This is a genomic window from Synechococcus sp. GFB01 (assembly GCF_001039265.1).
Taxonomy (GTDB): Bacteria; Cyanobacteriota; Cyanobacteriia; order PCC-6307; family Cyanobiaceae; genus NIES-981.
The window spans coordinates 16,643-39,104 of record NZ_LFEK01000116.1 but is presented as its reverse complement, the minus strand read 5'-3'; the positions used below and the strand labels follow the sequence as shown (position 1 = coordinate 39,104).

Genomic DNA, 22,462 nt, shown 5'->3' with positions numbered 1-22,462 from the left:
GTCTTGTTCATATCGCCTGGTCAGGCACCGGCAGGCCGTAGAGGACTGGTCTGGTGGTCGTGGCCGCGGACAGGTCCGCATTCAGACGACCTTACCGCCTGGCCGGCTCGCCTCCGTGCCGTCCAAAGCTTCCGGTGCAGGGACCTGAAGAATGGAGCTCGGTGGAACCCGTGCCGGCGGATCGCTGATCGCCAGCAGAAACCGCGGTTGGCAATCATACCAGGCGGCTTTAGGGAAGACTTCCTCGGGGTATCCCACCCGCAGCAGGCAGAGGCCCTGCGGGGGGGCCGCCTCCTTCACCTCCTGGCGGCGGGCCTGCCGCCAGCGCCCCTCGAAGGCCTCGAGGCTGAGCCTGCCTTCGGCCAGGGCCACCAACTGCCCCACCACCAGCCGCACCATGCCGTAGAGAAAGCCGCTGGCCTGGAGTTCCACGGTGATCAGATCANCCTGGCGCTCCACCAGCACCTCCTGCAGCGTGGTGCGGGCGTGGGCCCGGCCGCTGCCGGCGCGCTGGAAGGCGCTGAAGTCGTGCTCTCCGAGCATCCCTTCGAGGGCGCGACGCATCAACGCCTCATCCAGCTCGTGCTGGTAGCGATGCCAGCTCCAGGGTGCCAGGAAGAGATTGGGGGCCCGGCCGTTGTAGAGGGTGTACCGGTAGCGGCGCCAGCTGGCCGTGAAGCAGGCGTGCCAGTCGGCGGACACGCCGGCGGCGGCACGCACCCGGATGGCGGTCGGCAACCGACCGTTGAGGGCCTTGGGCCAGCGGGTCGGCGGAATCGGACTGGCGGTGTCGAAGTGCACCACCTGGCCGGCGGCGTGCACGCCGGTATCGGTGCGACCTGCGGCGGTGCAGCGCGCTGGTCCCTGAGGGTCGAGAGCGGCGATCGCCTGCTCGAGACAGGCTTGCACGCTNGGGGCATTGTGCTGCCGCTGCCAGCCGTGGAAGGCGCTGCCATCGTACTGCAGGCAGATCGCGATGCGGCGGATGGCCGTCAGACGAGCTCGATGATCGCCATCTCGGCGTTGTCGCCGCGGCGGGGCACCGTGCGGATGATGCGGGTGTAGCCGCCGCTGCGTTCGCCGTAACGCTCCTGGGCCTTCTCGAACAGGGCGTGAACGAGCTGCTTGTCGTAGATGTAGCCGATGGCGCGGCGGCGGGCGGCGAGGGAGCCGTCCTTGGCGAGGCTGATCATCCGCTCGGCCTCATCGCGCAGGGCCTTGGCCCGGGCCTTGGTCGTGGTCACCCGACCTTCGCGGATCAGCTGGGTGGTGAGGCCACGCAGCATGGCCTTGCGTTGGTCGGAGGGGCGNCCCAGCTGGGGGACTCGGCANTTGGTGGCGCATGGTTGCTTGGGCTCCTCGGTGGGGCGGTGACGACGGGCAGGGGTTGGTGCCGCTCAGGCACTGGTGCGGCTCTGGGGCAGGGTGATGCCGATGCGCTCGAGCGCTTCGATCACCTCATCGGCTGACTTGGAGCCGAAGTTCTTGATCTCCAGGAGATCTTCATAGCTGAAGCCCATCAGATCGCTCACGGAGTTGACCTGGGCGCGCTTCAGACAGTTGTAGGCGCGCACCGAGAGATTGAGCTCCTCCAGAGGGATCTGGGCTTCGGCCGACGGCTCGGGCTCCAGACCGGCTTCCTCGACCATGGTCAGGCTGGCCAGGGGCTGGAACAGAGCGATCAACTGATTGGCTGCCTGGGCCATCGCATCGTCAGGCGTGATGCTGCCATTGGTTTCGATCTCCAGGCGCAGCCGCTCCCGGGCGGAACCTCCTTCGCCGACGGCGGTCTCGTCAACGCTGTAGTTCACCCGCTTGACCGGCTTGAACACCGCATCGATCTGCAGCAGATCGATGGCGCTGGTGTCCTCGCTGTGGCGGTCGACGGGGCGATAGCCCACACCCCGCTCGACATGAACCTCCATCTCGAGACTGTGGCCATCGGCCACTGTGGCGATCAGCCGATCCGGGTGGATCACCTGAACCTGGGAGGAGAACTGCAGATCGCCGGCGGTGACACTGGCTGGGCCGTTGACCACCAGCCGACCGATCTCGAGTTCGCGGCTGCGGCTGCTGACAGGGATCTGCTTGCAGTTCAGCAGGATGTCCAGCACGTCTTCGCGCACGCCCGGAACGGTGGCGTACTCATGGTTGACACCGGCGATGCGGACGGCGGTGATCGCGCTGCCCTCGAGGCCGCCGATCAGAACGCGCCGCAGGGCGTTGCCAAGAGTGGTGGCCTGGCCGCGATCGAGTGGGCCGATCAGAAACACACCGGTCTGGGACCGATCGTCGGCAACCTGGTGCTCGATCCGGTCAATCTGGTATTGCAGCACGGTCTGAAGGGTCGGGGGAATGGTGAGAGCCCGGTGGGCAGGGACAACGACGACTCAGACGCGCCGACGCTTGGGCCGACGGCAGCCGTTGTGCGGCAGGGGGGTCACATCGCGGATCAGGGTGATCTCCAGACCTGCCACCTGCAGGGCGCGGATGGCCGTCTCGCGGCCTGAGCCGGGACCCCGCACCAGCACCTCGATCTGACGCATGCCCTGTTCGAGAGCACGGCGAGCCGCCGCTTCGGCCGCCGTCTGGGCGGCGAAGGGAGTGCCCTTGCGGGCTCCCTTGAAGCCGCTGGCGCCGGCGGAACTCCAGGCGATCACCTCGCCGGCCGTGTCGGTGATCGACACGATCGTGTTGTTGAAGGTGCTCTGGATGTGGGCAACGCCGTTGGGCACGTTGCGCTTGACTTTCTTGGCGCCGGATTTCTTGGCGGGCTTGGCCATGGCTGAAGGCCTGCGCAGGGCAGGAGGTGATCGGGGAACATGGATGGCCCTGGTGACGCAGGTCGCTGAGGATCTGCGGCAGGGCTGCTGCACGGAGTGGACCGGGCTTACTTCTTCTTGCCGGCCACGGTCTTGCGGGCGCCGCGGCGCGTACGGGCGTTGGTGCGGGTGCGCTGACCGCGCACGGGCAGGCCCATGCGGTGACGACGACCGCGCAGGCAGCCGATGTCCTGAAGACGCTTGAGGGCCATGCCCTCCTGGCGGCGGAGGTCACCCTCGAGGGTGAAGGACTCGGCGGCGCTGCGCAGCTTCTGCACGTCGGTGTCGCTGAGGTCCTTGACCCGGGTATCCNGGCTCACGCCACTCTTGGCAAGGATCTTCTGGGCGCGGGTCAGCCCGATTCCATAGACGTAGGTGAGAGCGATCTCAACGCGCTTGTCGCGCGGGATATCGACGCCGGCAATCCGAGCCACGGGCAGAAACGATTCAGGGGATTGGGGGAGNCCCAGACGGCTGGGGCGGAACACCAGCCGGATGGGGCCGGGAAGGGAGATGCGATCCGGGGCGATCAGCCCTGGCGCTGCTTGTGCTTTGGATTGGTGCAGATCACCATCACCCGGCCATGGCGACGGATCACCCGGCACTTGTCGCACATTCTCTTGACTGAGGCACGCACCTTCATGGGTGGTGGTCTCTCCGAATTTGCAAACCGACACCATATCACACAGGTCAACCGGCATGGCGCTCAGGCCGTGCCGTCGATCGCCGTGCCGATGCGGGCGGCGATCTCCTCCACCGTACCGTCGGCCTCCACGGGCTGCAGCAGGCCGCGCTCCCGGTAGTACTGGATCAGCGGAGCCGTCTGCTGGCGATACACGTCGAGCCGGTGGCGGATCACCTGCTCGTTGTCATCGGTGCGCCCCCGGTTGAGCAGCCGCTGGATCAGCACGGCGTCGTGGAGTTCCATCAGCACCACCAGTTCGATCGGCTGCTCCAGCTCCTCGAGCAGCTGGCCGAGGGCCTCGGCCTGGGCCAGGTTGCGGGGGAAGCCATCCAGCAGCCAACCACCGCCTCCGCTGGCGGCCTGGGCCTCCAGCCTGTCGCGCACGATCGCCAGCACTAGGGCATCACTGACCAGTTCGCCGCGGGCCATCACGGCCTCCGCCTGTCGACCGAGTTCTGTGCCCGCGGCGACCTCGGCCCGGAGCAGGTCACCGGTGGAGAGATGCAGCAGACCGCGGACCGAGGCCAGCTGCTGGGCCTGGGTGCCCTTGCCGGCCCCGGGGGGGCCGAGGAAGAGGAGGCGATTCTTCATCGAAGTCAGGCAGGCGGCAAGAGGGAAGCGCCCGGCGGCGCGAAGTGGAAGCCGAGGGCTGGGGCGGCTACTGACGCACCATGCCTTCGTAGCGCTGGGAGATCACGTAGGTCTGCACCTGCTTGGCGGTGTCGATCGCCACCCCCACCAGGATCAGCAGCGATGTGGCACCCAGCCCCTGGAAGGTGCGCACCTGGGTGGCGCCCTCCACGGCGGAGGGAATGATCGCCACCGCGCCGAGGAAGAGGCCGCCCAGCAGGGTGAGCCGGTTCTGCACCCCCCCCAGGTAGGTCGCCGTGGCCGATCCGGGGCGGACCCCGGGGATCGCCACGCCACCTCGCTTGAGATTGCTGGCGATGTCCACCGGGTTCACGGTGAGGGAGGCATAGAAATAGCCGAACCCCACGATCAGCGTGAAGAACACCANGGCATACAGCCAGGGAGTGCTGCTGTTGGGGTTGAGATAGCCGGCCAGTTGGATCAGCCAGGGAGCGCGGGTGAGGTTGGCGATCGTGAGCGGCAGGAACACCACGGCCGAGGCGAAGATGATCGGCATCACCCCGCCGGCATTGAGCTTGAGGGGCAGATAGCTCTGCCGGGCAGGCAGTACCCCACCCCCACCCACCTGACGCTTGGCGCTCACGATCGGGATGCGCCGGCTGCCCTCCTGCACGAAGATGATGCCGATGATCGTGACCAGGAAGACGAGAGCCAGAACAACGATCCCGCCAACCGTGGCGCGGTCGCCGCTCTGGGCCAGCTCGATCGTGGAGCCCAGCGCCTTGGGCAGGGTGGCCACGATGTTCACGAAGATCACCAGCGAGGCGCCCTGGCCGATGCCCCGTTCGGTGATCACCTCGCTGATCCACATCACCACCATCGAACCGGTGACCAGGGCCAGCGCGGTCTGGATCACGAACACCGGTTCAGCCAGGCCCGCCGTGGCGTACTGCCGCAGGATCAGGGCGAACACGGTGCTCTGCAGGATTCCCCAGNCCAGTGCCACGTAGCGGGTGATCTGGGCGATCTTGCGTCGCCCGGCCTCCCCTTCGTTCTTCTGCAGGTCCTCCAGCTGGGGCAGGGCTGCGGTGAGCAGCTGGATGATGATCGAGGCGTTGATGAAGGGCAGGATGCCCANGGCGAATACGCCCAGGGTGGAGAGGCCGCCTCCTGTGAAGATGTCGAGGAAGCCGATCAGCTGGCCGCCGCGGGACAGGAAATCCTGAAAGGCCACCCGGTCGATGCCCGGCACCGGGATGTAGATGCCCAGGCGCACCAGCAGCAGAAGCCCGAGGGTGGTGAGCACCCGGTCTCGCAGACCTTTGGCCTGCACGAGCTGGCTGAGGATTTCAGCGGCACTGGGGTTGCGACCCCGACTGACGAGCATGGCGATTGGGCGCGTGGTTGGGCGAGGGCAGCAAAAAACCGTCCGGCGACCGGAGTCGCACGGACGGCTCAGACCTTAGGGCGCAGGGGCAGCACGACCCGGTCTCTGGTGTGGTCAGATCACTTCGCAATGGCCACCGGCGGCCTCGATCTTCTCGCGGGCGCTGGCGGTGAAGGCGGCTGCCTGAACGGTGAGTTTGACCGTGAGGTCTCCGTTGCCGAGGACCTTGAGGGGATGCTTGGGGCTGGTGACGATGCCGTCCTTGACCAGGCTGTCGAGGTTCACGGTGCTGCCGGCCTTGCAGTCGGACAGCTTGGCCACGTTGATCACGGTGAACTGCTTGGCGTTGACCAGCTCGAAGTGCTTGAGCTTGGGCACGCGCCGGTAGAGGGGCATCTGGCCACCCTCGAAGCCGGGACGTGTCGGCCGGCCCGAGCGGGATTTCTGGCCGCGCATGCCGAAACCGCAGCTTGCCCCCTGACCGGCGGCGATACCCCGGCCCTTGCGGAGCTTGCGGCGGCGGGCGCCGGGGTTGGCTTTGAGCGATTGAAGATTCATGGTCATGGCGAGGCCTCAGGAGTAGATCTGCTCGAGGGAGATGCCCCGCTCCTTGGCGGTCTCCTTGTGGGTGCGCAGGGCGGCCAGGGCTTCCATCGCGGCGCGCGCGTTGTTGAGCGGGGTCTTGGACCCGAGGCGCTTGGCCAGCACGTTCTTGATGCCGGCCAGCTCGAGGACCGTGCGAATCGAGCCGCCCGCGATCACCCCCGTACCGGGTGCGGCGGGACGGATCAGCACACTGGCGGCCCCATCGCGGCCGTTGCTCTGGGTGGGGATGGAGCTGTGGCGGGTGAGGGGCACCTTGACCAGGTGCTTCTTGCCATCGGCCACGCCCTTGCGCACGGCGCCGATCACATCGCCGGCCTTGCCGACACCGACGCCCACCTGGCCCTTCTCGTTGCCGACGACGACGATGGCCCGGAAGCTCATCTTCTTGCCGCCCTTCACGGTCTTGGAGACGCGGCGGATCTGCACCACCCGCTCCTGCCATTCGGAGTCGCGCTCCTGGCCGCGGCGTTCACCGCGGCCGCCGCGGCGGTCGCCACGGCGCTCACCGCGGCCGCCGCCACGGCGCTCCTGCTGCTGACCTTCGGCCGCAGCGGGAACGTCGGCGGCTCCCGGGGTCTCGCTGGTCTGAATCTGGTCGTTGGTTGTGGTCATGGTGAGAGCAGGGATCAGAACTGAAGGCCCGCTTCCCGGGCGGCGTCAGCCAGGGCTTTCACCCGGCCGTGATACAGGTTGCCGCCGCGATCGAAGACCACCTGGGAGATGCCCTTGGCCAGGGCACGTTTGGCGACCAGCTGACCCACAGCCACGGAGGCATCGCAGGTGGAGCTGGTGGACACGCTGGAGCGGAGCTCCTTGTCGACGGTGGAGGCGGAGCAGAGGGTGCTCTGAGCCGCGTCGTCGATGACCTGGGCGTAGATGTGATTGTTGGAGCGGAACACAGCCAGACGCGGACGCTCGGCGGTGCCGCTGAGGTTGCGGCGCAGACGGCGGTGGCGCTTCTGGGTCTGCTGCTTGCGGGAGAGGGAAGACATGGGGTGTCAGGGTAACGGCGCTCGGGCAGACCTCACTTCTTACCGGTCTTGCCGGCCTTGCGAAGGATGCGTTCGCCTTCGTATTTGATGCCCTTGCCCTTGTAGGGCTCGGGCGGCCGGATGGCGCGCACCTTGGCGGCCTCATTGCCCACCAGCTCCTTGTTGGCGCCGGAGACCAGCACGGTGGTGTTGTTCTCCACCGCGAAGCTGACGCCATCGGGAGGAACCATCTCGACCTGGTGGCTGTAGCCGGCGCTCACCACCAGCTTCTTGCCCTGCACGGCGGCGCGGTAGCCCACACCGATGATCTCGAGCTTGCGGGTGAAGCCCTGGCTCACGCCCTCGACCATGTTGGCCACGAGGGTCCGGCAGAGGCCATGGCGCTCGCGGGAGCGGCGGCTGGCGTCAGCCGGGCTGATCAGCAGACTGTCGCCCTCCTGACTGATGGCCACACCCTCGGGCAGGGTGCGATGGAGTTCGCCCTTGGGCCCCTTCACGGTCACATCGAGGCCCTTGATGGTCACGGTGACACCGCCGGGGACGGGAATGGGCGCTTTACCGATACGAGACATGGATCAACCTTCCTGTTCAGTAGACGTAGCAGAGCACTTCGCCGCCCACGCCCTGCTTGCGGGCGTCGCGGTCGCTCATCACACCCCTGGAGGTTGAGATGATCGCCACACCGAGGCCGCCCAGCACCTTGGGCAGCTGGCGGTTGTTCTTGTAGATGCGCAGGCCGGGCTTGCTGACCCGCTGCACGGAGCGGATCGTGGGCTGGCGGTGCTTGCCGCTGTACTTGAGCTCCAGCACCAGCTCCTTCTTCACACCCTCGCCCTCCTCGCTGATGCCGGCGATGAAGCCTTCCTGCTGCAGCACATTGGCGATGTTGCGCAGCAGACGAGAGGCTGGGATGCGGGTGGTCTCATGACGTTTCTCACTCGCATTGCGGATGCGGGTGAGCATGTCGGAAATCGGGTCGTGATTGGCCATGGTCGGGTCCGAGGAGGGCTCAGTTGCTGCGGAACGGCATTCCCATCTCGCGGAGGAGGGCCCGGCCCTCTTCGTCGTTACGGGCGGTGGTCACGATCGTCACGTCCATGCCACGGATCGCATCGATCTTGTCGAAGGAGATCTCGGGGAAGATGATCTGCTCGCGGATCCCCAGGGTGTAATTGCCCCGGCCGTCGAAGCTCTTCGGGCTGACACCGCGGAAGTCGCGGATGCGGGGCAGGGCCAGATGAATCAGACGCTCCAGGAAGGCGTACATGCGCTCACCCCGAAGGGTGACGGCAACGCCGATCGGCATCCCAGCCCGGATCTTGAAGCCGGCGATCGCCTTCTTGGCACGGGTCACCACCACCTTCTGACCGGTGATGGTGGCGAGCTCCTCGATCGAGGCCTCGAGGGCCTTGGCGTTCTGGGCGGCTTCACCGAGGCCCCGGTTGACGGTGACCTTCACCACCTTGGGGACTTCGTGGACGTTGGAGAGATTGAGATCCTTGAGCAGCTTCGGCTGGATCGTCTCCCGGTAGCGCTGTTTCAGTGACATGACGGGGGAGGGGGTGCGCTTCTGGTCGGGGTCAGAAGGCGGACGGGAATGGGGTGAAGGGAGCGGAGCAATCAGTCGATGATCTCGCCGGTCTTCTTGAGGCGGCGCTTCTTGGTGCCGTCCTTCTCGACGACCACCTCGACGCGGCTGGCCACCTTCTTGGAGGTGGAGTAGAGCATCACGTTGGAGGCGTGCAGGGACGCTTCCTCGGTGACGATGCGGCCGGTTTCACCCTCCTGGGTGGGCTTGACGTGACGGGTGCGCAGGTTGATCCCCTGCACCACCACGCGGTTCTCGTAGGGGAGGGTGCGCAGCACCTCCCCGGTCTTGCCCTTGTCCTTGCCGGCGATCACCTGCACGGTGTCGCCCTTCTTGATGCGCATCTTGGTGCGCACCGGGGTCTTGGCCTTGGGGGTTGCGGTTGCCATCTCAGATCACCTCCGGGGCGAGGGACACGATCTTGGTGAAGTTCCGCTCGCGCAGCTCGCGGGCCACCGGGCCGAACACGCGGGTGCCCTTGGGGTTGTTGTCATTGCCCAGGATCACCGCGGCGTTGTCGTCGAAGCGGATCGAGTTGCCGGTGTCGCGCCGCAGGGTGGCCTTGGTGCGGACCACCACGGCCTTGACCACGTCCGACTTCTTCACGCCCATGTTGGGCATGGCGTCCTTGACGGCGGCAACGATCACGTCGCCCACGTGGGCATAGCGACGGTTGGTGCCCAGCACGCGGATGCACTGGATGCGCTTGGCGCCGCTGTTGTCGGCGACGTTGAGGAAGGTTTCCTGTTGGATCATGGGTCGGTCCTCCTCAGTTGGCGGCGGAGGTGGAGAGCACCTCGGCCACGGTCCAGCGCTTGGTGCGGCTGAGGGGACGGGTCTCGGTGATCCGGACCCGATCGCCCACCTTGCAGCTGTTGTCCTCGTCGTGCGCCTTGTAGCGCTTGGTGCGGCTCACCGTCTTCTTGTAGATGGGGTGGGGAAAGCGGTTTTCAACCGCCACCACCACCGTTTTGTCCATCTTGTCGCTGACGACGGTGCCGACCCGTTCCTTGGTTGCCATGGGAATTGCGGGGGGAATCAGGAGGCTGAAGTGGCCGTGGCGGCTTGCTGCCGCTCGCCCCGCACCGTGAGGAGGTGGGCCAGCTTGATGCGGGCCTCCTTGAAACGGTGCGGGTTCTCGAGCCGGCGGGTGGCCTGCTGGAAGCGCAGGTCGAACAGTTCGCGCCGGGTGGCGTCGATCTGAGCGTTGATGTCGCCGTCGTTGAGCTTGCGCACGTCGGCGATGGAGGGACGGGCCATGGTCAGGACTCCACGGTGGCGGCCTCGGCGGCCTGGGTGGTGGTGGCCTCGGCGGCCTGGTCGGCTTCCTGATCCGCCAGGGTCAGGAACTTGGTTTTCACCGGCAGCTTGTACTGGGCCAGGCGCATGGCCTCCCGGGCGATCTCGGGGGTGATGTCGGTACCCCCCATCTCGAACAGGATGCGACCGGGCTTGATCACGGCGACCCAGAACTCCGGGTTGCCCTTACCGGAACCCATCCGGGTCTCGGCGGGGCGCATGGTGACGGGCTTGTCGGGGAAGATCCGGATCCAGATCTTGCCGCCCCGCTTGACATAGCGGGTCATGGCCCGGCGACTGGCCTCGATCTGGCGCGAGGTGATCCAGCCACACTCCTGGGCCTGGAGGGCGAACTGCCCGAAGGCGATGGTGTTGCCGCGCGTGGCAACGCCGCGCATGCGGCCGCGTTGCTGCTTGCGGAATTTGACGCGTCGTGGACTCAGCATGGTTCAGGCCTCCTGATCACTCCTGATTGGAGCGGTCTTCAAACTGTTGGGGCTGCCGGCTGGTCCGGCGACGGGGCGCCACGCCCACGGGGCTCTTGTCCTGCTGTCCGGGCAGGACCTCACCCTTGAACACCCACACCTTGATGCCCAGCACCCCGTAGGTGGTGCTGGCCAGCTTGGTGGCGTAGTCGATGTCGGCCCGCAGGGTGTGCAGGGGAACCCTGCCTTCCCGGGTCCACTCGGTGCGGGCGATCTCGGCGCCGTTCAGGCGACCGCTCACCTGGATCTTCAGGCCCAGCACGCCGGCCCGCTGGGCCCGCTGCACGGCCATGCGGATCACGCGGCGGAAGGCCACCCGCTTCTCCAGCTGCTGAGCGATGTACTCGGCCAGCAGGAACGCGTCGGCGTCGACCCGCTCCACTTCGACCACGTTGATGCGCACCTGGCGGTTCGCATCACCCACGGTCTTCTGGATGCCGGTGCGGAGTTCCTCGATGCCGCTGCCCTGGCGGCCTACCAGAACACCCGGGCGGGCGGTCTTGAGCTCAACCTCGAGCTGATCGGCCTTGCGGGCGATCAGCACGTCGGAGATGCCGGCGGCACCGTATTTCTTGTGAATGAACTTGCGGATCCGGTCGTCCTCCTGGAGGAGGGTCGGATAGGTCTTGCTGGGGGCGTACCAGCGGGAGCGGTGCTCCTGGGTGATCCCCAGGCGCAGTCCGGTTGGATGGATCTTGTGTCCCATCGGTCGGTGTCCTCGGGGTCAGGTGGCAGGAGCCACAGCAATGCTGATGTGGCAGGTCTTTTTCTGGATCGTGTAGGCGCGGCCCTGGGCGCGGGGCCGGTAACGCTTCATCACCGGGCCCATGTCGGCCCAGGCCTGGCTGATCACCAGGGTGGCCGGATCGAGGCCGAGATTGTGCTCGGCGTTGGCCACGGCGCTGCGCAGCACCTTGGTGATCGGGCCGGTGGAGCGGTAGGGCATGAACTCGAGCATGATCAGCGCGTCGCGATAGCTGCGGCCGCGGATCTGATCGAGCACCCGACGCACCTTGGAGGCCGAGCCGCGGATGTAGCGGCCGTGGGCCAGGGCTTGGTTGGCAGTGGTGTTTGCCATGAATCAGCGGCCTCCTTTCTTGTCCTTGATGTGGCCCTTGAAGGTGCGGGTCGGAGCGAATTCTCCGAGCTTGTGGCCCACCATCTGCTCGGTGACGTACACCGGCACATGTGTTTTGCCGTTGTGCACGGCGATTGTGTGGCCGATCATCATCGGCAGGATGGTGGAGGCCCGTGACCAGGTCTTGATCACGGACTTGTCGTCGGCGGCGNTCTGCTTCTCAACCTTGCGCAGAAGGCTGTCGGCAACGAACGGTCCTTTCTTGAGTGAACGTCCCATGGCGGTTTAAACGGCGAGCAAAGCGGTGTGGTTCATCAGGAATCGCGTCCGCCACGGCTCCGCTTGGAGGTGCGGCGACGTTTCCGGAGCACAAACCGGTTGCTGGGTTTGTTCCGCTTGCGGGTCTTGAGGCCGAGGGCCGGTTTGCCCCAGGGGGTCACCGGGCCGGAGCGGCCGATCGGAGCGCGGCCCTCGCCACCCCCGTGGGGGTGGTCGCAGGGGTTCATGACCGAACCGCGCACTTCAGGCCGGCGGCCCAGCCAGCGCTTGCGCCCGGCCTTGCCGAGGCTGGTGTTGCGCACCTCGGAGTTGCCCACCTCACCGAGGGTGGCATAGCACTCACGGCGGACCAGGCGCACCTCGGTGGAGGGCAGCTTGAGGGCGACGTAGTCGCCTTCCTTGGCCATCACCTGGGCGCTGGCGNCGGCGGTGCGCACCATCTGGCCGCCCCGGCCGGCGTAGAGCTCCACGTTGTGCACGTTGGAACCCAGCGGGATGGCCGAGAGGGGCAGGGCGTTGCCGTTCTCGATCGGAGCGTCGGGACCGGACACCACGGTCTGCCCCACCTGGATGCCAGCGGGCGCCAGGATGTAGCGCTTCTCGCCATCGGCGTAGAAGAGCAGGGCGAGGCGGGCGNTGCGGTGGGGGTCGTAGTGGATCGCCGCCACCTTCGCGCTCACGCCGTATTTGTCACGGCGGAAGTCGACGATGCGGTAGAGGCGCTTGTGCCCGCCGCCGCGGTGGCGGCAGGTGATCACGCCGCGGTTGTTGCGGCCCTTGCGGCGATGCTTGGCCACCACCAATCCGCGCTCGCGACCCCGACCGGTGACTTCGGCGAAGTCACTGGCGACGCGGGTGCGGGTGCCGGGGGTGGTGGGGTTGTAGTTACGGATTGCCATGTGTCGTTAACCCCTCAGGACTCCGGGAACAGCTGGATGGCATTGCCCTCGGCGAGGCGCACCACCGCCTTCTTCACCTGGGCGCGCTTGCCGGCGAAGCGGCCGACGCGGCGCGTGCGGCGCGGGGGGTTCATGGTGCTGACACCCACCACCTTCACATCGAACAGCGATTCGACCGCTGCCTTGATGTCGGGCTTGGCAGCCCGGTGGTCCACCTCGAAGGTGTACTGGTTCAGCTCGAGGGCACGGGTGGCCTTCTCGGTGATCAGCGGCCGGCGGATCACATCCGCGAGCCGCCCTGCAAAACGCTCAGCCATCGCCGTAGACCTCCTGAATCGTCGCGAGTGCCTCCTCGCTCACCACCAGCTTGTTGGCGTGGAGCAGGTCGAACACGTTGAGCTGATCGGCGGCGATCAGCTTCACCGTTTCGAGGTTGCGCACGGACTTGCGCACCACCTCCGCCGGGGCATCGAGCACCACCAGCACCTTGGCGTCAGCGGCGATGCCGAGACGTCCCAGCCCGGAAACGATCTCCCGGGTCTTGGGAGCCTCGAGACCGGCGCCGAATCCCTTGACCACGATCAGATCATCGAGGCGGCTCATCAGGGCGGTGCGCAGGGCGAGGCGACGCTCCTTGCGGTTCATCGCCAGGCTGTAGATGCGCGGCTTGGGCCCGAACACCACACCGCCGCCGGGTCGCANGGGCGTGCGGATCGAGCCCTGGCGAGCCCGACCGGTGCCCTTCTGCTTGTAGGGCTTGCGGCCACCGCCGGCCACTTCGGCGCGGGTGAGGGTGCTGGCGGTGCCCTGACGGGCATGGGCCAGCTGCCGCACCACGGCGCGATGCACCAGGTCGGTGGCGGAGCTTTCCTTGGCGACCTTCAGGTCGAGGCTGGCCTTGCCGGCCTCCTTGCCCTGCCAGTCGCGAACAACACACTGTGCCATCGGTTCCCTCCTCAATTGGCGGCCTTGGCGCCCACCCGGTTGGCCGGGCGGATGTTGAGCAGGGCGCCGGGCTTGCCGGGCACCGAACCCTTGACCACCAGCAGATTGCGCTCGGCATCCACTTTCAGGATCACGAGGCCACGGGTGGTGGTCTGTTTGCCGCCGTAGCGGCCGGCCATGCGCTTCCCGGGGTAGACGCGGCCGGGGGTGGTGCCGGCGCCGGTGGAGCCGGGCTCGCGATGGTTCTTCGAACCGTGGGTCATGGGGCCACGGCTGAAGCCGTGGCGCTTCTGGTAGCCGGCGAAGCCACGACCCATGGTGTCGCCGCTCACATCGACCTTCTGACCGGCCTCGAAGGCGGCCACGGTGACGGAACCACCGAGTTCGAGACCGTCGAGGGTCTCGACCCGGTATTCCTTCAGGTGGCGCAGCAGCCCGTCGCCAGACCTGGCCAGGTGCCCCTGGGCCNGCTTGTTGACGAGCTTCTCGCGCACGTCGCCATAGCCCAGCTGCACCGCGTTGTAGCCGTCGGTGCCGGTGGATTTGAGTTGGGTGATCCGGCAGGGACCCGCCTCGATCAGGGTGACCGGGATGGATCTGCCTTCGTCGTCGAAGAACTGGGACATGCCCAGCTTCTTCCCGAGAATGCCGATGGACATAGGAAGAGGAACAACGCCAGCTGGACCACCGGTCGTGAGCGAGCCGACGACCGGCGTTGCTGAAGCAGAGCTGTGAAACGTGGCTGAACCTTGGAAAGGCGCTAGCGCAGCGGATCAGGATCTGATCAGCGGCGGCTGGGACTTGTCGGAACCGGACCTCGCAACGGAATGTTTGGTCGGTGCGTTCAGACAGTTTCCCGGAGCCGGGGAAGATCACCACCACTGATGATCTGGTGCAGCGATCCGGAGGCCCGGCTAGCGGACGGGCACGGATTCAAAGCACAGCCAACAATCTTACCTTATGGCTGGCACCTTATCGATGGCCCTGCCTCCTCATCCCCGCAACGTGACTCCGCCTGCCAGACTCTCGCCCAGCCCAACACGCCTGCGATGCCCCTGCTGCTCTCCGGTCGTGGCTTTCGAGAGGCCCTTGNACGCGCCGGCGCTCTGGCCCTGTTCGCCCCGCTGGAGGGCGGAGCCGAAACGCGTCTGCTGAGGCGTCTGCGGGCCGCCGGCTACCGGGCTCAGATCACTTCGGCCCGCGGCCTCGGGGATCCGGAGGCTTTCCTGCTGCAACTCCACGGCGTGCGGCCGCCCCACCTCGGCCACCAGAGCGTTGGCCGTGGCGCTGCCGTGGGCGAGGTGCAACGGGTGATGCCCCAGCTCGGGGCGCTGCTGGAGGGGGACCGCCCGATCGTGCTGTGGCTGCTGGAGGGTCAGGTGCTCTCCAGGGGCGAGCTGGGCTCGCTGGTGTCGATGTGCCGGCGGGAGCCACGTCTGCGGATCGTGGTGGAGATGGGCGGTGCCCGGGCCCTGCGCTGGCAGCCCCTCGAGCAGCTGCTTGTTGCCGCCTGAGCTGACTCCCTCGCAGGCCCTCGCTGGGGGAAGCTGGGTCAAGCTGATCTGCGGTGCCAGCAACCAGGACCTCGAGGCCATCGAGGACCTCGTGGGCATCTATGCCCTGGCCGGCGTGCACTGCGTGGATGTGGCAGNCGACCCGGCCGTCGTTGCCGCTGCCCGCCGCGGCCTGGCCTGGGCGCAGCGGCAGCGCGGCGCCGCCGCCGTGCAGCCCTGGCTGATGGTGAGCCTCAGCGACGGAGCCGATCCCCACTTCCGCAAGGCCTGGTTTGATCCCGGGCGCTGTCCGCCGGACTGCCCGAGGCCCTGTGAACGGGTGTGCCCGGCCCTGGCGATCGCCGTCAACGGCGTGCTCGCGGAGCGCTGCTATGGCTGCGGCCGCTGCCTGCCGGCCTGTCCCCTGGGGCTCATCGAGGAGCGCTCGCAGCTGCTCCCGTTGGAGGAGCTGGCGCCGCTGCTGGCGGCGTTGCAGCCGGATGCGATCGAATTGCACACCCAGCCGGGCCGCCTCGGTGCCTTCTCGGCGCGGCTGCAGCAGCTGGCGGCCAGCGGTGTGCCTCTGCAGCGGCTGGCGGTGAGCGCTGCGGCGGAGGTGGCCCCGGAGGAGCTCTGGCATCGTTTCGCCCTGCTCCGACAGGGTGGCTGGCGGCCCCTCTGGCAGCTCGACGGCCGGCCCATGAGCGGCGATCTGGGGGCGGGCGCCGCCCGTGCGGCGGTGCGACTGCTGGCCGATCGGCTGGCATTGGTGCCGCCGGGGCCGCTGCAGCTGGCCGGCGGCACCAATGCCAGCACCCTTCCAATGCTGGAGCGTCAGCCCCGGCTGGCCGCGCGCTGCTGCGGCGTCGCCTTCGGCGGCGTGGCCCGCCGCAGCCTGCAGCCCCTGCTGCTGGAGGCCCAGCGGCGCGGCACCAGCCTCCTGCACGACTCCGATCTGCGGGTCCGGGCGCTGCGGCAGGCCCGGCAGCTGGTGCGGCCCTGGCTAGAACGGTCATGCATCCAACCGCCCGGGGGTGCTCCCCGGGATCCCCGTGCTGCCGCCTCCGCCGTCCGGCCCGGCTGCTGAAGCCTGCGATGACCTCGAGCGTTTGCTGGCGGTGCTCCCCGGCACGGTGCGCGACGCCCTGGCTGCTGCCGAGGCGAGGGAGCAGCTGCTCGAGGTGGTGCTCGATCTGGGCCGGGTGCCGGAGGCCCGCTATCCAGGCCGGGCGGTCCCCCTGGGAACGGCCGTGGTGGAGCGTGGCGACCTGGCGGCCGTGGTGGAGCAGCTGGGCGACTTCGGGGGCGACAATCGCGCCGGCATCGAGCGCACCCTGCATCGCATCAGTGCGATCCGCAACCGCCGCGGCGAGATCGTGGGGCTCACCTGCCGGGTCGGGCGGGCGGTGTTCGGCACCGTCGGCCTGGTGCGTGATCTGCTCGATTCCGGTCGCTCCCTGCTGCTGATGGGCCCTCCCGGCGTGGGCAAGACCACCGCCCTGCGGGAGATCGCCCGCGTGCTGGCCGATGAGCTGGGCAAGCGGGTGGTCGTGATCGACACCAGCAACGAGATCGCCGGCGACGGGGACATTCCCCATCCGGCGATCGGCCGGGCCCGGCGCATGCAGGTGGCCCGGCCGGAGTTGCAGCACCAGGTGATGATCGAGGCGGTGGAGAACCACATGCCGGAAGTCATCGTGATCGATGAGATCGGCACCGAGCTCGAAGCCCAGGCGGCCCGCACGATCGCCGAGCGGGGCGTGATGCTGGTGGCCACGGCCCATGGCAATGAACTGGCCAACCTGATCAAGAACCCCACCCTCGCCGACCTGGTGGGCGGCATCCAGTCGGTGACCCTCGGCGATGAGGAGGCCCGCCGCCGGCACAGCCAGAAGACCGTTCTGGAGCGCGCTGCTGAGCCCACCTTCCCGGTGGCCGTGGAGATCCACAGCCGTGGTCGCTGGCTGGTGCATGCCGATGTGGCTCAGACCGTGGACCTGCTGCTGCGGGGCCAGGCCGTGCGCCCCCAGGTGCGCGAGCTGGACGGCGAGGGACGCCTGCGGGTGGCGGAGCCGCCGGCGCCGCCCACCCCGGCCAGGCCGCTGCGGCCGTTGAGCGATGTGCTCGGCGCAGCGGTGCCCCGCTTCACCCGGCCGCCGGCACGGCTGACGGCTCCCGAACCAGCGCCGCAGCCCCTGCCCGAGCCTGAGCTGCACCATCCGATCGAGGCCGGCCCGCTGCGCGTCTACGCCGCCGGCATCGCCCGGGGTGGGCTGGAGCAGGTCGTGCGGGCCCGCCAGCTCCCGGTGCAGGTGGTGGGCAGCGTGGAGCTGGCCGATGTGGTGCTGGCGGCCCGTCAGCAACTGGGCCGCGATCCCCACGTGCGGCGGCTGGCCCAGGAGCTGGGGCTGCCGATCCTGGTGATCAAGAGTCCGGCCCCGCCGCAGCTGCAGCGTGCTCTGGAGCGGCTTCTGGAACGCCACCAGCGGCTCCCTGCCGGAGCGCGGTCACCGCAGGCACCGGCCTTCGCTGATCCGGATGACGATCTGGCGGCGCTGGAGGAGTGCCGTCTGGCGGTCGAGCAGGTGGTGCTGGCCCAGGGCCAGCCCGTGGAGCTGCTGCCCCGCAGTGCGCGGGTGCGCCAGCTGCAGGCTGAGCTGGCCGACCGCTATCGCCTGCGCACGGCGGTGTTCGGTCACGCCGACCAGCAGCGGCTGCGGGTGTTCCCCGCCTGAGGCCGGCGGGCCTCAGGCGTTGACGAAGGTCGCCCCGCTGTGGGTAACTATCCAAGTGCTCCCGGAACGGCGCTTCGGTGCTCATCCCTGCAGCGCGTTGGGCCGTCGCCAAGCGGTAAGGCAGCGGGTTTTGGTCCCGCCATTCCTAGGTTCGAATCCTAGCGGCCCAGTTTCTGCTCCCTGCCTGATCGCCTGCCCCGCCTGATCGCCTGCACGGTCCGATCCCCTGCATGGCCCGAGCATCCGCACGGCCCGGACCGGTGGACAACCTTTCTGCCTGAGCATCGGTCGTGAGCCGTTCTCCACTGCTGGTCTTCGATTTCGACGGCGTGCTGGTCGACGGGATGCCGGAATACTGGTGGTCGGCCCGTCGTGCCGCCCTCGACCTGCTGCCCGGCCTCGCCCTGCCGGAGCATGCCCCCGACGGCTTCGCAGCCCTGCGGCCCCTGATCCACAAGGGCTGGGAGATGGTGCTGATGGCCGCCGAACTGGGCCGGCCGGATCTGGATCTGGCCGGCCTGCTGGCCAACTACGAGGCCGCCCTGCCGGTGGCCCTGGCCCGCTGGAACTGGACGCCCCAGCAGCTCCAGCAGGCGCTGGAGCGGGTGCGCGGCAGGGCCATCGCCACGGACCCGGCTGGCTGGCTGGCCCTGCACCGCTTCTATCCCTCCGTGGAGGAGCGACTGAGGCGGCTGGCTGAGGAANGGGCCGACTGGATGGTGCTCACCACCAAGGGAGGCGACTTCGCCCGCCGCATCCTGGCGGCGGCCGGGCTGGAGCCACGCGCACTGCATGGCCATGAGCAGGGCAGCAAGCCGGAGGTGCTCAGGCGCCTGCTGGCCGAGGGCCGCCCTCTCTGGTTTGTGGAAGACCGCCGGCCCACCCTCGAACTGGTCTGCCGTGACAGAGCTCTGGATCCGGTGCGGTGCTACCTGGTGAGCTGGGGCTATCTGGGCCCCGCTGATGGCCGTGACCTGCCCGATCGCATCCGCTGGCTGACGCCGGATCGGTTCGCAGCCCCCCTGGCGCACTGGCCCTGACCCGCTAGAGTACGTTCGTACTAAGCTGCTCTGGCTGGAAGTCGGGTTCTCGGCTCCGGTGCGCCTGCCCCGCTCACTTGAGACGCCGGCCCAGAACGGTGGCACTTGTTGCTCTGAGGTCGCAGGATGGCTCCCTGAACGGGGCATCCCCGTTGCGGCCTGTATCCCCGCTATCCACTGCTGTCATGCCCGCTGATTCCAAGGCCGCTTCCTTCCCCGCCTCCACCGCTGCCGGCGCCGGCGCAGGTGCCGATTCCCGCGCTTCGGCCGAGCGCGACAAGGCCCTCGGCCTGGTGCTGAACCAGATCGAGCGCAACTTCGGCAAGGGTTCGATCATGCGGCTGGGCGATGCTTCCCGCATGCGGGTGGAGACCATTTCCACCGGTGCGCTCACGCTCGATCTGGCGCTCGGTGGCGGCTACCCCAAGGGCCGTGTCGTGGAGGTCTACGGCCCGGAGAGCTCCGGTAAGACCACCCTCACCCTGCATGCCATCGCCGAGGTGCAGAAGCGCGGCGGTGTGGCGGCCTTCGTGGATGCCGAGCATGCCCTCGATCCGGTCTATGCGGCGGCTCTGGGGGTCGACATCGAGAACCTGCTGGTCTCCCAGCCCGATACCGGTGAGATGGCGCTGGAGATCGTCGATCAGCTGGTGCGCTCCGCCGCGGTCGACATCGTGGTGGTCGACTCGGTGGCCGCCCTTACCCCCCGGGCGGAAATCGAGGGAGAGATGGGCGATCTGGCGGTGGGCAGCCAGGCCCGCCTGATGAGCCAGGCGATGCGCAAGATCACCGGCAACATCGGCAAGTCGGGCTGCACGGTGATCTTCCTCAACCAGCTGCGCCAGAAGATCGGTGTCACCTACGGCAACCCGGAAACCACCACTGGTGGCAATGCCCTCAAGTTCTATGCCTCGGTGCGGCTCGATATCCGCCGCATTCAGACGCTGAAGCGGGGCACGGAGGAGTACGGCATCCGCGCCAAGGTGAAGGTGGCCAAGAACAAGGTGGCCCCGCCCTTCCGGATCGCCGAGTTCGACATCCTCTTCGGCCGTGGCATCAGCACCCTGGGCTGCCTGCTCGATCTGGCCGAGGAAACCGGTGTGGTGACCCGCAAGGGCGCCTGGTACAGCTATGAGGGTGACAACATCGGCCAGGGTCGCGACAACACCATCGTCTGGCTGGAGCAGAACCCTGAGCAGCGCGAGCTGATCGAGCAGCTCACCCGTCGCAAGCTCACCGAAGGTTCCGAGGTCACGGCCAACTCGATGAAGCCCCTGGCCGCCGCGGCCAAGGCGGCAGCCGGCAGTGGAGCTGCCGTGCTGGATGAGCTACCGGCGGCCGGCTGAACGCTCTACCTGGCTTGGGCTTGGGCTCTGGAGCACCTNGGCGACGCGCTGCAGCTCCTGGATGGCGTCGGCGCCCTCGAGCTTCACAAGCTCAAGGCCATCGCGAGATTCCACCCAGCTGATGCCGAAGTCCGAGACCAGGAACCGCACCATGTGGTTGTTGGCCAGGTTGGCTACGAACGAGGCGCCCTGGCCATCACGGCCATCACCGCACACGTAGCAGGTGGCGCAAAGCCCGCGGTCCTGCAGGCTGCTGGCCAGGGCCTGCAGGCTCATCACCAGGTCGTGGACAACGGAGCGATACTGCTCCGCCAGACGGGGAAACATGGCCAGGCGTCACATCGTGACCCGATCTTAAGGCTTTCTTTCGGATTCGCGAGTCGCCTGGTCGGGACGGTCTGCCGACGAGTGGTTATTCCCAGCTGGCTCCTGCTCTCCTGTTCAGCCGTCGGCCAGGGTCCACCAGCCGGCTGCCGGACCGATGAACCGCACCGTGATCCAGAACACCGCCAGCGCGGCGATGCCGATCCAGGCGCCCCGCGTGGTGATGCTCACGAACTGATCGGCCTGCCGGCGGTTCAGCGGCAGCCAGGCGTTGATGCGCTCCTCGTCGCCGCTGCGCTTCGGCGTTTTCGGAGGAAGTCCCTGGCTGCTGCGACGTTTCGCTTCGCCCATCCCGCCTGCATTCTCTGCGCATCCCAGGGTAAGGCGCCTCAGTGGGGCAGCAGTCGGCTGAGGGTGATCCAGGGCTCCAGGGCCCGCAGCACCTGGCGCCCCCAGCTGCGACCCCGCAGGCGCCCGTCCAGGATCGCCAGCCGGCCGCCGCTGCGGCGCAGGCCCGCCACACCGAGCTGGAGCCGGTTGAGGCCGTCAGGAAGCAGCCCTTCCCGGAACCAGTCGCGCCCGAGCCGGCGCAGGGCCTGCACCCGGGCAGCGGTGAGGGGATCCTCGAGGCTGGCGATCGGCAGCAGGCCGACCACCACCTGGCAGGGAAGGGGCAATCGATGGTGGTGGCCCAGCCACCAGCTCCAACGGGCGCAGACCACACCGTTGCTTTCCGGTGCGGTGGATTCGTGCACCACCCGGCGGCCGAATTCCGCTGCGAGGGCGCTGGTGAGACCGAGCCGCAGCCCCTCATCGTCGAGCAGAACCACCGTCAGGCCGGTCTGGCCGAGCACGAGCCTCCGGCTCTGTTCCAGCAGGTGCTCCGCGAACACCGGGCTGTTGGGCAGCGGCTGGCGCAGCGGTGCAAACAGCGGCAGGGGGTCCGCCAGAGGTGGATCGCCCAGGGTCACGCTCACGGTCGGGGTGAGTCCCCGTTCACTGCCGCTGCTGGTTGGGCCGGAACTGTCGGTCCGGTTCTCCCCCAGTTGGCCGATCAGCACCGCACCGCGGCCCTCCAGCAGGCCGCTCAGCACCTGCAGCGGCTCGAGGGGCTGGCGATGCAGTGTCCAGTGCAGCACCTGGGGTTCCACCCGGGCCCAGCTGGCCCAGGTTGCTCCGCCGCTCTCCAGCCAACGCCGCCATGGAGCCGGCAGCGGCTGCAGCAGGGCCAGCAGCTGGCGCAGGGGGGCCTCATCGTGCTCGGCCAGAGCCACCAGCCGATGGGGAGGCTGGGGCTGCGCCAGCACGCGGCGGCTGAGCCTGGCGTGCAGCTCCAGCAGGCTCGCCCGGGCAGCGGGATGGGCCCGTCCGAGCTGCTCCCAGTGCTCCGGAGCGAGGCGGATTTCCAGGGCCTGGCGCAGCGATTCGTCGAGCTGCTCGATCTCAGGGATCACCAGCTGCCGATCCCCCAGCCGGCCGTGCTGCCAGAGCCCCACCAGGTCCGCGTGGCTGAGCAGCCACAGGCGGGCGTGCTGTGCCTCCTGCCGCTCGAAATCCGCTTCCAGGCACGACAGCGACAGGCTGCCGCCGGCCGCGGCCAGGCGAGGCAGTTCAACCCGCAGCAGTCGCTGACGCAGCGCGTCACTCACCACCAGAGCCAGGCGGGCCTCGCTGAGGGCCAGGGGCACCAGCAGACCGATCAGCCAGCTTGGATCACTGCCCGGTGCCAGCCGCACGAGGGTCTGGTCGCCGCGGCGCAGGCTGCGGGCGACCAGCCGGCTGAGTGTGAGGTGATGGGGCCACGGCTCACCACCCTCGCGCTGCAGCAGCGCCTTCAGCTGGTGGTGGGCCTGGGCTTCGAGCATCGC

General features: G+C 68.2%; 33 protein-coding genes, 1 tRNA gene and 1 pseudogene. 6 read left to right on the top strand and 29 right to left on the bottom strand.

Annotation, left to right across the window (positions count from 1 at the left end; genetic code table 11):
- Positions 1-81 precede the first annotated feature (81 nt).
- The 26 genes and pseudogenes from truA to rplC all read right to left on the bottom strand — a co-directional run bounded on the left by truA (position 82) and on the right by rplC (position 14,315).
- The gene (gene truA / locus SYNGFB01_RS11445) at positions 82-996 is read right to left on the bottom strand and encodes a tRNA pseudouridine(38-40) synthase TruA (protein WP_048018130.1); all 915 of its coding nucleotides are present in this window, start codon (positions 994-996) and stop codon (positions 82-84) included.
- Positions 993-1,344: pseudogene (rplQ, locus tag SYNGFB01_RS11440) on the bottom strand (50S ribosomal protein L17). Before rplQ ends, truA begins: the two are co-directional and overlap by 4 nt.
- A gap of 53 nt (positions 1,345-1,397) precedes the next feature.
- Positions 1,398-2,336, bottom strand: coding sequence for a DNA-directed RNA polymerase subunit alpha (locus SYNGFB01_RS11435; RefSeq protein ID WP_048018128.1), 939 nt, complete (start codon positions 2,334-2,336; stop codon positions 1,398-1,400).
- A gap of 54 nt (positions 2,337-2,390) precedes the next feature.
- Positions 2,391-2,783 (bottom strand): 30S ribosomal protein S11, encoded by a 393-nt coding sequence (rpsK, locus tag SYNGFB01_RS11430; RefSeq protein WP_048018127.1) that lies wholly within the window; start codon positions 2,781-2,783, stop codon positions 2,391-2,393.
- A 107-nt stretch (positions 2,784-2,890) separates the two neighbouring features.
- Positions 2,891-3,256, bottom strand: a complete 366-nt coding sequence (gene rpsM / locus SYNGFB01_RS11425) for a 30S ribosomal protein S13 (protein ID WP_048018136.1) — start codon at positions 3,254-3,256, stop codon at positions 2,891-2,893.
- 95 nt (positions 3,257-3,351) lie between these two features.
- Positions 3,352-3,465 carry a 50S ribosomal protein L36 gene (rpmJ, locus tag SYNGFB01_RS11420; RefSeq protein WP_048018126.1) on the bottom strand — a complete coding sequence of 38 codons (114 nt, stop codon included), beginning with the start codon at positions 3,463-3,465 and terminating at the stop codon, positions 3,352-3,354.
- A gap of 63 nt (positions 3,466-3,528) precedes the next feature.
- Entirely contained in the window at positions 3,529-4,098 is a 570-nt protein-coding gene (locus SYNGFB01_RS11415) for an adenylate kinase (RefSeq protein ID WP_048018125.1), read from the bottom strand.
- Positions 4,099-4,165: 67 nt separating this feature from the next.
- Positions 4,166-5,485, bottom strand: coding sequence for a preprotein translocase subunit SecY (gene secY / locus SYNGFB01_RS11410; protein ID WP_048018124.1), 1,320 nt, complete (start codon positions 5,483-5,485; stop codon positions 4,166-4,168).
- A gap of 114 nt (positions 5,486-5,599) precedes the next feature.
- A complete protein-coding gene (rplO, locus tag SYNGFB01_RS11405) occupies positions 5,600-6,049 on the bottom strand; it encodes a 50S ribosomal protein L15 (RefSeq protein ID WP_053068469.1) in 450 nt (149 codons plus the stop codon).
- Between the two features lie 9 nt (positions 6,050-6,058).
- On the bottom strand, positions 6,059-6,703 hold the full coding sequence (gene rpsE / locus SYNGFB01_RS11400; RefSeq protein WP_048018123.1) for a 30S ribosomal protein S5: 645 nt from the start codon (positions 6,701-6,703) through the stop codon (positions 6,059-6,061).
- Positions 6,704-6,717: 14 nt separating this feature from the next.
- Positions 6,718-7,083, bottom strand: coding sequence for a 50S ribosomal protein L18 (gene rplR / locus SYNGFB01_RS11395; protein ID WP_048018122.1), 366 nt, complete (start codon positions 7,081-7,083; stop codon positions 6,718-6,720).
- 32 nt (positions 7,084-7,115) lie between these two features.
- Positions 7,116-7,655 carry a 50S ribosomal protein L6 gene (gene rplF / locus SYNGFB01_RS11390; protein WP_048018121.1) on the bottom strand — a complete coding sequence of 180 codons (540 nt, stop codon included), beginning with the start codon at positions 7,653-7,655 and terminating at the stop codon, positions 7,116-7,118.
- A 16-nt stretch (positions 7,656-7,671) separates the two neighbouring features.
- Positions 7,672-8,073: a 30S ribosomal protein S8 gene (gene rpsH / locus SYNGFB01_RS11385; protein WP_048018120.1), complete on the bottom strand. Its 402-nt coding sequence runs from the start codon at positions 8,071-8,073 to the stop codon at positions 7,672-7,674.
- 19 nt (positions 8,074-8,092) lie between these two features.
- On the bottom strand, positions 8,093-8,632 hold the full coding sequence (rplE, locus tag SYNGFB01_RS11380) for a 50S ribosomal protein L5 (protein ID WP_048018119.1): 540 nt from the start codon (positions 8,630-8,632) through the stop codon (positions 8,093-8,095).
- 71 nt (positions 8,633-8,703) lie between these two features.
- On the bottom strand, positions 8,704-9,060 hold the full coding sequence (rplX, locus tag SYNGFB01_RS11375) for a 50S ribosomal protein L24 (protein WP_048018118.1): 357 nt from the start codon (positions 9,058-9,060) through the stop codon (positions 8,704-8,706).
- A 1-nt stretch (position 9,061) separates the two neighbouring features.
- A complete protein-coding gene (gene rplN / locus SYNGFB01_RS11370; RefSeq protein WP_048018117.1) occupies positions 9,062-9,427 on the bottom strand; it encodes a 50S ribosomal protein L14 in 366 nt (121 codons plus the stop codon).
- Between the two features lie 13 nt (positions 9,428-9,440).
- The gene (gene rpsQ / locus SYNGFB01_RS11365) at positions 9,441-9,692 is read right to left on the bottom strand and encodes a 30S ribosomal protein S17 (RefSeq protein ID WP_048018116.1); all 252 of its coding nucleotides are present in this window, start codon (positions 9,690-9,692) and stop codon (positions 9,441-9,443) included.
- Positions 9,693-9,709: 17 nt separating this feature from the next.
- Positions 9,710-9,931 (bottom strand): 50S ribosomal protein L29, encoded by a 222-nt coding sequence (gene rpmC / locus SYNGFB01_RS11360; RefSeq protein WP_048018115.1) that lies wholly within the window; start codon positions 9,929-9,931, stop codon positions 9,710-9,712.
- A gap of 2 nt (positions 9,932-9,933) precedes the next feature.
- Positions 9,934-10,416 (bottom strand): 50S ribosomal protein L16, encoded by a 483-nt coding sequence (gene rplP, locus SYNGFB01_RS11355; RefSeq protein WP_048018114.1) that lies wholly within the window; start codon positions 10,414-10,416, stop codon positions 9,934-9,936.
- 16 nt (positions 10,417-10,432) lie between these two features.
- Positions 10,433-11,161 (bottom strand): 30S ribosomal protein S3, encoded by a 729-nt coding sequence (gene rpsC, locus SYNGFB01_RS11350; RefSeq protein ID WP_048018113.1) that lies wholly within the window; start codon positions 11,159-11,161, stop codon positions 10,433-10,435.
- 18 nt (positions 11,162-11,179) lie between these two features.
- Entirely contained in the window at positions 11,180-11,533 is a 354-nt protein-coding gene (rplV, locus tag SYNGFB01_RS11345; protein WP_048018112.1) for a 50S ribosomal protein L22, read from the bottom strand.
- Positions 11,534-11,536: 3 nt separating this feature from the next.
- The gene (gene rpsS / locus SYNGFB01_RS11340; protein ID WP_048018111.1) at positions 11,537-11,812 is read right to left on the bottom strand and encodes a 30S ribosomal protein S19; all 276 of its coding nucleotides are present in this window, start codon (positions 11,810-11,812) and stop codon (positions 11,537-11,539) included.
- Positions 11,813-11,847: 35 nt separating this feature from the next.
- Entirely contained in the window at positions 11,848-12,711 is an 864-nt protein-coding gene (gene rplB / locus SYNGFB01_RS11335; RefSeq protein WP_048018110.1) for a 50S ribosomal protein L2, read from the bottom strand.
- A 14-nt stretch (positions 12,712-12,725) separates the two neighbouring features.
- Positions 12,726-13,028 carry a 50S ribosomal protein L23 gene (locus SYNGFB01_RS11330; RefSeq protein ID WP_048018109.1) on the bottom strand — a complete coding sequence of 101 codons (303 nt, stop codon included), beginning with the start codon at positions 13,026-13,028 and terminating at the stop codon, positions 12,726-12,728.
- Entirely contained in the window at positions 13,021-13,656 is a 636-nt protein-coding gene (rplD, locus tag SYNGFB01_RS11325) for a 50S ribosomal protein L4 (RefSeq protein ID WP_048018108.1), read from the bottom strand. The genes SYNGFB01_RS11330 and rplD overlap by 8 nt, the downstream gene beginning before the upstream one ends.
- An 11-nt stretch (positions 13,657-13,667) precedes the next feature.
- Positions 13,668-14,315: a 50S ribosomal protein L3 gene (gene rplC, locus SYNGFB01_RS11320; RefSeq protein WP_048018107.1), complete on the bottom strand. Its 648-nt coding sequence runs from the start codon at positions 14,313-14,315 to the stop codon at positions 13,668-13,670.
- Positions 14,316-14,705: 390 nt separating this feature from the next.
- Between rplC and ndhN the strand changes: the two genes are divergently transcribed.
- The 6 genes from ndhN to recA all read left to right on the top strand — a co-directional run bounded on the left by ndhN (position 14,706) and on the right by recA (position 20,270).
- Complete coding sequence (gene ndhN, locus SYNGFB01_RS11315) at positions 14,706-15,170, top strand: NAD(P)H-quinone oxidoreductase subunit N (RefSeq protein WP_048018106.1); 465 nt, start codon at positions 14,706-14,708, stop codon at positions 15,168-15,170.
- Complete coding sequence (locus SYNGFB01_RS11310; protein WP_235300136.1) at positions 15,160-16,236, top strand: LdpA C-terminal domain-containing domain; 1,077 nt, start codon at positions 15,160-15,162, stop codon at positions 16,234-16,236. The genes ndhN and SYNGFB01_RS11310 overlap by 11 nt, the downstream gene beginning before the upstream one ends.
- Complete coding sequence (locus tag SYNGFB01_RS11305; protein WP_048018134.1) at positions 16,205-17,884, top strand: AAA family ATPase; 1,680 nt, start codon at positions 16,205-16,207, stop codon at positions 17,882-17,884. The genes SYNGFB01_RS11310 and SYNGFB01_RS11305 overlap by 32 nt, the downstream gene beginning before the upstream one ends.
- Positions 17,885-17,982: 98 nt before the next feature.
- A tRNA-Gln gene (locus tag SYNGFB01_RS11300) sits at positions 17,983-18,054 on the top strand.
- Between the two features lie 120 nt (positions 18,055-18,174).
- Complete coding sequence (locus tag SYNGFB01_RS11295) at positions 18,175-18,924, top strand: HAD family hydrolase (protein WP_048018104.1); 750 nt, start codon at positions 18,175-18,177, stop codon at positions 18,922-18,924.
- 185 nt (positions 18,925-19,109) lie between these two features.
- Positions 19,110-20,270: a recombinase RecA gene (recA, locus tag SYNGFB01_RS11290; RefSeq protein WP_048018103.1), complete on the top strand. Its 1,161-nt coding sequence runs from the start codon at positions 19,110-19,112 to the stop codon at positions 20,268-20,270.
- Here the strand turns inward: recA and SYNGFB01_RS11285 are convergent.
- The 3 genes from SYNGFB01_RS11285 to SYNGFB01_RS11275 all read right to left on the bottom strand — a co-directional run bounded on the left by SYNGFB01_RS11285 (position 20,253) and on the right by SYNGFB01_RS11275 (position 22,459).
- Positions 20,253-20,597, bottom strand: coding sequence for a DUF1815 family protein (locus SYNGFB01_RS11285; protein WP_048018102.1), 345 nt, complete (start codon positions 20,595-20,597; stop codon positions 20,253-20,255). The genes recA and SYNGFB01_RS11285 overlap by 18 nt on opposite strands.
- 114 nt (positions 20,598-20,711) lie before the next feature.
- A complete protein-coding gene (locus tag SYNGFB01_RS11280; RefSeq protein ID WP_048018101.1) occupies positions 20,712-20,945 on the bottom strand; it encodes a DUF2839 domain-containing protein in 234 nt (77 codons plus the stop codon).
- Positions 20,946-20,983: 38 nt separating this feature from the next.
- Positions 20,984-22,459, bottom strand: a complete 1,476-nt coding sequence (locus SYNGFB01_RS11275) for a helicase (RefSeq protein ID WP_048018133.1) — start codon at positions 22,457-22,459, stop codon at positions 20,984-20,986.
- Between the last annotated feature and the right edge of the window lie 3 nt (positions 22,460-22,462).

Excerpts from the sequence above, each read along its gene's own strand:
- rpsK (WP_048018127.1), bottom strand. The coding sequence starts at position 2,783 with ATGGCCAAGCCCGCCAAGAAATCCGGCGCCAAGAAAGTCAAGCGCAAC.
- rpmJ (WP_048018126.1), bottom strand. The coding sequence starts at position 3,465 with ATGAAGGTGCGTGCCTCAGTCAAGAGAATGTGCGACAAGTGCCGGGTG.
- SYNGFB01_RS11415 (WP_048018125.1), bottom strand. The coding sequence starts at position 4,098 with ATGAAGAATCGCCTCCTCTTCCTCGGCCCCCCCGGGGCCGGCAAGGGC.
- rplO (WP_053068469.1), bottom strand. The coding sequence starts at position 6,049 with ATGACCATGAATCTTCAATCGCTCAAAGCCAACCCCGGCGCCCGCCGC.
- rpsE (WP_048018123.1), bottom strand. The coding sequence starts at position 6,703 with ATGACCACAACCAACGACCAGATTCAGACCAGCGAGACCCCGGGAGCC.
- rplR (WP_048018122.1), bottom strand. The coding sequence starts at position 7,083 with ATGTCTTCCCTCTCCCGCAAGCAGCAGACCCAGAAGCGCCACCGCCGT.
- rplF (WP_048018121.1), bottom strand. The coding sequence starts at position 7,655 with ATGTCTCGTATCGGTAAAGCGCCCATTCCCGTCCCCGGCGGTGTCACC.
- rpsH (WP_048018120.1), bottom strand. The coding sequence starts at position 8,073 with ATGGCCAATCACGACCCGATTTCCGACATGCTCACCCGCATCCGCAAT.
- rplE (WP_048018119.1), bottom strand. The coding sequence starts at position 8,632 with ATGTCACTGAAACAGCGCTACCGGGAGACGATCCAGCCGAAGCTGCTC.
- rplX (WP_048018118.1), bottom strand. The coding sequence starts at position 9,060 with ATGGCAACCGCAACCCCCAAGGCCAAGACCCCGGTGCGCACCAAGATG.
- rplN (WP_048018117.1), bottom strand. The coding sequence starts at position 9,427 with ATGATCCAACAGGAAACCTTCCTCAACGTCGCCGACAACAGCGGCGCC.
- rpsQ (WP_048018116.1), bottom strand. The coding sequence starts at position 9,692 with ATGGCAACCAAGGAACGGGTCGGCACCGTCGTCAGCGACAAGATGGAC.
- rpmC (WP_048018115.1), bottom strand. The coding sequence starts at position 9,931 with ATGGCCCGTCCCTCCATCGCCGACGTGCGCAAGCTCAACGACGGCGAC.
- rplP (WP_048018114.1), bottom strand. The coding sequence starts at position 10,416 with ATGCTGAGTCCACGACGCGTCAAATTCCGCAAGCAGCAACGCGGCCGC.
- rpsC (WP_048018113.1), bottom strand. The coding sequence starts at position 11,161 with ATGGGACACAAGATCCATCCAACCGGACTGCGCCTGGGGATCACCCAG.
- rplV (WP_048018112.1), bottom strand. The coding sequence starts at position 11,533 with ATGGCAAACACCACTGCCAACCAAGCCCTGGCCCACGGCCGCTACATC.
- SYNGFB01_RS11330 (WP_048018109.1), bottom strand. The coding sequence starts at position 13,028 with ATGGCTGAGCGTTTTGCAGGGCGGCTCGCGGATGTGATCCGCCGGCCG.
- recA (WP_048018103.1), top strand. The coding sequence starts at position 19,110 with ATGCCCGCTGATTCCAAGGCCGCTTCCTTCCCCGCCTCCACCGCTGCC.
- SYNGFB01_RS11280 (WP_048018101.1), bottom strand. The coding sequence starts at position 20,945 with ATGGGCGAAGCGAAACGTCGCAGCAGCCAGGGACTTCCTCCGAAAACG.
- SYNGFB01_RS11275 (WP_048018133.1), bottom strand. The coding sequence starts at position 22,459 with ATGCTCGAAGCCCAGGCCCACCACCAGCTGAAGGCGCTGCTGCAGCGC.